6 protein-coding genes and 1 tRNA gene are annotated in these 7,263 nt (G+C 67.6%); 4 read left to right on the top strand and 3 right to left on the bottom strand.

Annotation, left to right across the window (positions count from 1 at the left end; all coding sequences use genetic code 11):
- Positions 1 to 54 precede the first annotated feature (54 nt).
- Entirely contained in the window at positions 55 to 552 is a 498-nt protein-coding gene (locus ACWCPQ_RS30255; RefSeq protein ID WP_449905205.1) for a GatB/YqeY domain-containing protein, read from the bottom strand.
- 204 nt (positions 553 to 756) lie between these two features.
- Here ACWCPQ_RS30255 and ACWCPQ_RS30250 point away from each other — a divergent pair, with 204 nt between their 5' ends.
- The 3 genes from ACWCPQ_RS30250 to ACWCPQ_RS30240 all read left to right on the top strand — a co-directional run bounded on the left by ACWCPQ_RS30250 (position 757) and on the right by ACWCPQ_RS30240 (position 3,237).
- Positions 757 to 1,719 carry a metallophosphoesterase gene (locus tag ACWCPQ_RS30250; RefSeq protein WP_449905203.1) on the top strand — a complete coding sequence of 321 codons (963 nt, stop codon included), beginning with the start codon at positions 757 to 759 and terminating at the stop codon, positions 1,717 to 1,719.
- Positions 1,720 to 1,800: 81 nt separating this feature from the next.
- Positions 1,801 to 1,874 (top strand) — tRNA-Pro (locus tag ACWCPQ_RS30245).
- A gap of 142 nt (positions 1,875 to 2,016) precedes the next feature.
- On the top strand, positions 2,017 to 3,237 hold the full coding sequence (locus tag ACWCPQ_RS30240) for an arylsulfotransferase family protein (RefSeq protein WP_449905201.1): 1,221 nt from the start codon (positions 2,017 to 2,019) through the stop codon (positions 3,235 to 3,237).
- 23 nt (positions 3,238 to 3,260) lie between these two features.
- On the opposite strand, the gene ACWCPQ_RS30235 is transcribed toward ACWCPQ_RS30240, so the two are convergent.
- Positions 3,261 to 4,208: an NADP-dependent oxidoreductase gene (locus ACWCPQ_RS30235; RefSeq protein ID WP_449905199.1), complete on the bottom strand. Its 948-nt coding sequence runs from the start codon at positions 4,206 to 4,208 to the stop codon at positions 3,261 to 3,263.
- Positions 4,209 to 4,361: 153 nt separating this feature from the next.
- Complete coding sequence (locus ACWCPQ_RS30230; RefSeq protein ID WP_449905197.1) at positions 4,362 to 4,946, bottom strand: TetR/AcrR family transcriptional regulator; 585 nt, start codon at positions 4,944 to 4,946, stop codon at positions 4,362 to 4,364.
- 105 nt (positions 4,947 to 5,051) lie between these two features.
- Between ACWCPQ_RS30230 and ACWCPQ_RS30225 the strand changes: the two genes are divergently transcribed.
- The gene (locus tag ACWCPQ_RS30225; RefSeq protein ID WP_449905195.1) at positions 5,052 to 6,329 is read left to right on the top strand and encodes an FAD-dependent monooxygenase; all 1,278 of its coding nucleotides are present in this window, start codon (positions 5,052 to 5,054) and stop codon (positions 6,327 to 6,329) included.
- Positions 6,330 to 7,263 lie beyond the last annotated feature (934 nt).

The following is a 7,263-nucleotide window of genomic DNA, read 5'->3' as shown; positions in this document are numbered from 1 at the left end:
AAAGAAATTTCTTATTTTTTTGGGGTTTTTTTTTTTTTCTGTGGTTTTTTTTACCTAAGGCGGGGGTGTCGCCCGGCCACCCCCCACCACCCGCCGCGCCTTCACCGCCGCCGAGATCCGCGAGCCATCGGCCTTGCCGGCGGCCAATTGGGACGCCACCTTCATGACCTGCCCCATCTGCCGCATCCCGGGCCGTTCGCCGAGTTCCTCCGCGACCTGGGCGATCGCGGTATCGGCGAGATCGGCGACCTCGGCTTCGGTCAACTGGGTAGGCAGGTACTCGTCGATGATCCGGCCCTCGGCGCGCTCATTGGCCGCCAGCTCACCGCGGCCCGCCTGGGTGTAGATCTCCGCGGACTCGTTCCGTTTCTTCGATTCCTTGGTGAGCACTGCCACGACCTCGGCGTCGGACAGTTCGCGGGCTTCCTTCCCGGCGACCTCGGCCGTCTGGACGGCGGCCAGCATCATTCGCAGGGTGTTCAGCCGCAGCGAATCCTTCGCCTTCATCGCGGCGGTCATATCGGCGCGCAGCCTCGATTTCAGTTCCGACATGCGCAGAACGGTAGCCGCTGCACCCCGCCACGCCCACCGGATTACCCGCTGAACCGGGCGTGTTCGTCCCACCGGGCATCCGGATGTTTCCCGAGGCCACAGGCCTGTCCCCAGTTGTTACACCGCGTCATCGGCCCGCCACACGGCCGAAACTGTGGCTCAACACGCTGCGCGCACAGCGACCGGGTCACCTATGCTGGGCAAATGCCCGTGATCTCGACGTCGGTCCTTCGCGCAACCGCATTCGGCGCCGCCGGAGCCGCGGCGGCCGGAGTCGGCTATGCCTCACTGATCGAACGCAATGCCTTCGTACTCCGCGAAGCGACGATGCCGGTGCTGCGGCCGGGATCGTCCCCGCTGCGGGTATTGCACATCAGCGATCTGCACATGACGCCCGGGCAGAAACTCAAACAGCAGTGGCTGCGCGAACTCGATCGGCTCGAACCCGACCTGGTGATCAACACGGGTGACAACCTGTCGCATCAGAAAGCCGTCCCCGCGGTCGTCCAGTCGCTGGGCGGGCTGCTGTCGCGGCCGGGCCTGTTCGTATTCGGCAGCAACGACTACTTCGCGCCGGTTCCCAAGAACCCGCTGAAGTACTTCGACAAGAACCACAAGCGCGTCCACGGCGCTCCGCTGCCCTGGAAGGATCTACGCGCGGCGTTCACCGAACGTGGTTGGCTCGATCTGACGCACACCCGCCGCGATATCGAGGTGGGCGGTATCCGTATCGCCAGTGCGGGCGTCGACGACCCGCATCTGCAGCGCGACCGCTACGACACCATCGCCGGCGCCCCGAATCCGCTCGCCGATCTCCGGATCGGCCTGACGCACTCCCCCGAGCCGCGGGTGCTGGATCGTTTCGCCGACGACGGCTACGACCTGGTCCTGGCCGGACACACACACGGCGGCCAGCTGTGCCTGCCCGGCTACGGCGCGCTGGTCACCAATTGCGATATCGACCGGTCGCGGGTCAAGGGTCCGTCCAAGTGGGGTGCCCACACCCGGCTGCACGTTTCCGCGGGTATCGGCACCTCGCCGTGGGCGCCCTACCGCTTCTGCTGCCGACCGGAGGCGACGCTGCTCACCCTGGTCGCCGTACCGCCGAAGCAGCCGGCAACCGATTCCGGCCACGGCCTCTCGACATCGCAGGCCGTCGCCCGATAGCCGCGCGCCGGAAAAGGAGCCCTGAACTGGCGGTTTCTTTTCCGGACCGGACCTGATGTAAGCTATCGCAGGTCCACTTCACGGGGTGTGGCGCAGCTTGGTAGCGCGCTTCGTTCGGGACGAAGAGGTCGTGGGTTCAAATCCCGCCACCCCGACTCGTGTTGGTCGAGACACGATAAGGCGCCTGATCAGGTTCATCCGGTCAGGTGCCTTTCTCGTTTCCGGAGTATCGCCGGAGCTGCCACAAGATTCGGGGGTAATCTTCCCGGCAATTCTCGACTTCAGCTGAGGAGTCCCATGGTCAGGACGACGTATCGCAGGCGCCGGGTGGCCGGCGTGGGCTTCGCGCTCGCGCTGGGGACCGCCGCGCTGCTACCGCAGGCGGCGGCGCAGCCACCACGGCCCACCCTGCCCGTCGGGGCCCCCGTCTATACCGTCACCGTGAACGAACCCGAGGGCAACCCCGGATACATCTACTACTCGACCGGGATGAGCGCGGCCGCGCTGGTGCCCGGTATCGAGCCGGTGCTGTCGCGGCTGCCGGTCACCGCTCCGGCGAATATCGTGCTCGACCGGTCCGGGCGCGAGGTCTGGCGCTACACCCCACCGCCCGGACAGACCGTCTCCAACTTCCGGACCCAGACCTACCAGGGCAAACGGGTGCTGACCTGGTGGCAGGGTTCCACCGAGGGCGGGCACGGTTCCGGAATCGACGTAATCGCCGACGAGCACGGCAAAATCATCGAGACCCTCTCGCCCGGCGGCGATTCCAGCGATGTACACGAGTTCCGCCTCACGCCGGACGGGCGGGCCCTGATCACCTCCTACCATGAGGTGACCGCCGACCTCTCCGCGATCGGCGGGCCCGGGGACGCCAGGATGTACGACACGGTCGCATCGGTGGTGGATGTCGCCACGAAACAGGTTCTGTTCCGCTGGAGTGCGGCCGAGAACGTGCCGCTCACCGAGAGTGTGACCGACGGCCTCTTACCCGGCAGCCGGGTCTACGACCCCTACCATATGAACTCCATCAGCCTGGATCCGCAGGGAGATCTGGTGATCTCCATGCGCAATACGTCCACGGTGTACGACGTCGATATCCGCACCGGTGCGATCAATTGGCAGCTGGGCGGGAAGAATTCCGGCTTCGACCTCGGCCCCGGGGTCCAGTTCGCGTTCCAGCACGATGCCGAATTCGCCGACGACGACACCCTGCGCCTGTTCAACAACAACTCCAGCGGTTTCACCACTCTCGGCGTCTCCAGTGTGCAATGGATCGACCTGGATCTCGCCGCACGGCGAGCCACACTGGCGCGCAACCAGACTCATCCGGCCGGACTCACCGCCTTCGCCATGGGCAACGCCCAGGGCCTGGCCGGCGGCAACACTCTGGTGGGTTGGGGTATGGCGCCGCATATCTCGGAGTTCGCCCCGAGCGGCGAACTGGTTTACGACGCCGCACTCCCGCTGGGCACCTACCGTGCGTATCTGGAGGATTGGGCCCCGGCGGGGAGTTGATCACGCGGCAACCGACGCCGGTTTCAGAATTCGAGGACGATCCGCCCGCGTACCCCGCCTCGTTCGAGTCTGCGGTGGGCCTCGCCCGCCTGCTCGGCGGGTAGCAGATCCGCCACACGCAGGGTCAGCGCACCCGAGGCGGCCAGTTCGGACAGACGATCGAGCCTTCCCTTCTCCCGGATGTCGCCCCCTACCATCACCTCGTGCACCGTCAGGCCGGGCCGGGAGACGACCCCGCCACCGAGCCGCTCGGGTCGCAGCGCCGCATAGCCACCGCCGGTGCGGATCACCGGAGTGATTTCGTCGCGCAACAGCGCACCGTCGATCACGGCGTCGACGCCCTCGGGGTAGTGGGCACGGATCTGCGCGACGGTTTCGGCACCGCGGTCGACGACGATATCGGCACCGAGGGCCCGTACGAGGTCACGGTCGGCGGGAGCGGCATCGGCGATCACCTGCAGCCCGGCCTGCTTGGCCAATTCGACGGCGTAACCGCCGACCGCACCGGCGGCGCCGGTCACCACCAGCGACGCGCCCGGTTCCAACGCGAGACGATCGAGGGCCTGCCAGGCGGTGAGCCCGTTCATCGGCAGGGTGGCGGCGGAGGCGAAATCCCGGCCCGCCGGCAGCGCGGCCACCGATTCGGCCGGTACCACGATCTTCTCCGCGTACGCGCCGCCGCCCTGGAGAACGGGCAGCGTGATCGCGACGACTTCGTCGCCCGGCCGCCATCCGCTTTCCGGATCGGCTTCGTCCACGGTTCCCGCGGCGTCCCAGCCGGGTACGTAGGGCGGATCCACCTCCGCGTACCGGTCGTGCACAAGCCCGCTACGGGTGACCACATCCGAGGGATTAACGGCCGCGGCGCGCACCCGGATCCGCACCTGCCCGGGGCCGACGGCAGGTTCGGGGAGTTCGAACGCGCGTAGCACCTCGGGACCCCCGGGCTCGTCGAAGCCGATTACCCGCATGTTTGGCCACCTTTCGGTTCGATAGCTATCGAACCGGATCAACGTGGTGATCTCCGGCGATATTCCGGAACAGCCGAGCGACGTCGGCGGCGTGGCAATCGACGCGGGCCGCCGAAATCCCGGTTTTCCGGCTTCCCCGATCCCTGACAGGCGCTACCGGTTCGAGTCGTCCCCGGCAGTCAGCGCATCGAGCGCTTCCGCCAGTTGAGCCCCACTGGGCATCGGGGCGTCCGGACTACTCATCCATCTCATCACCAGGCCGTTGAGCAGAACGAAGTAGAACTCGGCGACGGCACGTGCCCGGGAACCGTCGAGACCGGGATAAGACTCCGTGACCAGATCGGCGATTCCGGAGACCGCGATCTCCGACATCTCCCCCATCCGGGATTGTTCACTCGGCGTCCGGTAGATACGGACGAGGTTCTCCATACTCGCCACCAGTACCTCCCGGTTGCGATCGAAGAGATCGGCGATACCGTCCCAGACCTGCGGGAACGCCCGACCGGCGGATTGCCCGGCGGTGGCCCTGATCCGCCGGTCGAGGTCGTCGCCGATCACCCGGCCTGTCTCATCGGTGAAGGCCTCGGTGAGCAGCCGATCCTTGGAGCCGAAGTGGTATCCGATGGCAGCGAGACTGACTCCCGCGGTGGTGGCGATATCGCGGGCCGTCGTGGCGGCGAACCCGCGCTCGTAGATGCAGGTACGCGCGGCCGCGAGTAGGTCCTCCTTGTTTCCCATGCCTCTACTCTAACCAGGTCTTAGACATTTGTTCTAGACACTTGTGCTAGATCTGTGTTAGACATACGTCTGAGACATTCGAGTAATTCCCTGAGCGAGGACACGATGACCACACAGTCCACCCCGGCAGCCCTGCGCGTACTCATCTCCGGCGGCGGTATCGCCGGTAACGCGGTCGCCCTCCAGCTGCTCCGCGCCGGAATCCGACCCACCGTGATCGAGCGCGCGGCCGCGCCACGGCCGGGAGGTCAAGCCGTCGACCTGCGCGGACCCAGCCGGACGGTCGCGGAGCGGATGGGACTGATGCCCGGAATCCACCGCCACCAGCTCGACGAACGCGGCATGGTCTACGTCGACTCCACCGGCCGCGAGGCCGCGCGGATGGCCGCCGAACTCTTCGAAGGCAAGGGAGCGGTAGCCGAAATCGAGATCACCCGTGGCGATCTGAACCAGGTCCTGCTGGACTCCGTCGCCGAGGAAACCGCCCGGCCCGGCGGGCCAGGTATCGATTACCGCTACGGCGAGCAGATCCGCGCGCTGCGCGAGCACGCCGACGGCGTCTCGGTGGACTTCGCCTCCGGGGCGACCGAGGAATTCGACCTGGTGGTCGGGGCCGACGGCCTGCACTCGACGACCCGCCGGCTCGCCTTCGGGCCCGAGGAACAGTTCAGCACCTATCTCGGCGGATACACCTCGTACTTCACCATGCCGACTCCGGAGGGGATCCGCCCACACTGGATGACCGTGCAGCTGCTGCCCGGCGGCACCTTCCTCGGCTTCCGGCCCGACGCCGACCCGGCGACCACCAAGGCCATGATCAGCATCCGGCGCCCCGCCGATCCCGCGCTGCGGCGCGATACCGCCGCGCAGAAGCGGCTGCTGCGCGAAGGCCTCGCGGCCGGCGGCTGGCTGGTTCCCGAAGTCGACGCGGCGATGGACGACGCGGCGGACTTCTATTTCGACGAACTCGCCCAGATCACCATGCCCCAGTGGACGACCGGGCGGATCGCCCTGGTGGGTGACGCCGGGTACTGCGGATCACCGCTCAGCGGCCAGGGCACGGCCATGGCTCTGGTCGGCGCCTACGTCCTGGTCGGCGAGATCATGCGCACCCCGGACCGGCCCACCGCCGCGCTGGCCCGGTACAACGAGATTCTGCGTCCGTTCGTGGAATCGGCTCAACAGCTCCCGCCGGGTGGTGTGAAGGCCATGACTCCGCGGACACGGGCGGGTATCCGGGCTTCGCTGGCCCTCGTCCGGTTCACCACCTCCCGGCTGATGCAGCCACTGATGACCCGCATGCTGTCCGGAACCGAGGATTACGAACTGCCCGACTACTCCGCCGATCTCCCCACGGCCGAACAGGACGCCCGGCCACTGTGACGCGCGGGAACAATGCCCGGGTGCGACCGTCACCACCCGGCGGACGAGGGCTCGACAATGCGCCCTCGGTCCGGACCCGCGCCGCCTCGGCAACCGGACCGGAGACAAACCCTACCGTCGTCCCCACACTCGTCCGGCTGTCCGGATCGCCTGGACCGCCATCGCCGATTCCGCGAACGGTTACCTTTCGCTGGCCGCGGACCGGATCAGGACCTGTACCTTTCCGATTCCGCTGCCGAGCTTCCGGAAGAGCCGAACCATCACTCGATGGCCGTCCGACGGGCCGGTCACCCCGCGAGACCGGCCCGGACGAACACCGCCGCCCGGCCGATGGGCCGGTCTGCCACCCCGCGAGACAGACCGACCCACCCGCAGCCCCGGCTTCCGCCGGGTCGTGCGGCCCCACCCTCCGAGAGGTCCCGGTTCCTCCCCAGGCCCGGAACCTTCTCGCCCTCCCGGCGAACCCCTCCCCCGGGTCCGCCACCATCCCCCGCCGGGTACTTTCCGGATCCTCCCCAGGCCCCGGTCCGTACCCCACCCCCCGGCGGTGTGCCGCCACCGGTAGCAGCCGAACACACCGGGCTCGGTGCGACTCGTCGCCGATCAGACGACAGATCGCATACAGTTCGACGGCCGTCTCGACCGATTCGGTTCCATCCGCGCGGACAGTCGCTCGTTCACCTGCCCCGGACAGGCCGTTCTACGCAGCGCGGACGATCGCGGTGCGCTGCCGAACCTGCCGGTTCCGGCCGAAGTGGCATGCGGCGCGCTTTCGGTAGCCGCTACGGAACCGCCGGCCGGCATCACGACAGTGGTGACGCCGAGCGGAGCGGGCACGGCGGTCGGCTTGCTGATCATGGCGGGTTCCCTTCGCTGTGTCCTCGTTACCGGTTCGTTCCGGCCTCGACACCAACAATGCGGCCCCGCCCTTGGC

Source organism: Nocardia sp. NPDC001965, assembly GCF_053594175.1.
The sequence above is the reverse complement of the archived record's forward strand: the minus strand, read 5'-3'. Positions and strand labels throughout refer to the sequence as shown.

What these genes read in the sequence shown, in the direction of transcription:
- ACWCPQ_RS30255 (WP_449905205.1), bottom strand. Translation starts at nt 552, where the DNA reads ATGTCGGAACTGAAATCGAGGCTGCGCGCCGATATGACCGCCGCGATG.
- ACWCPQ_RS30235 (WP_449905199.1), bottom strand. Translation starts at nt 4,208, where the DNA reads ATGCGGGTAATCGGCTTCGACGAGCCCGGGGGTCCCGAGGTGCTACGC.
- ACWCPQ_RS30225 (WP_449905195.1), top strand. Translation starts at nt 5,052, where the DNA reads ATGACCACACAGTCCACCCCGGCAGCCCTGCGCGTACTCATCTCCGGC.
- ACWCPQ_RS30230 (WP_449905197.1), bottom strand. Translation starts at nt 4,946, where the DNA reads ATGGGAAACAAGGAGGACCTACTCGCGGCCGCGCGTACCTGCATCTAC.
- ACWCPQ_RS30240 (WP_449905201.1), top strand. Translation starts at nt 2,017, where the DNA reads ATGGTCAGGACGACGTATCGCAGGCGCCGGGTGGCCGGCGTGGGCTTC.
- ACWCPQ_RS30250 (WP_449905203.1), top strand. Translation starts at nt 757, where the DNA reads ATGCCCGTGATCTCGACGTCGGTCCTTCGCGCAACCGCATTCGGCGCC.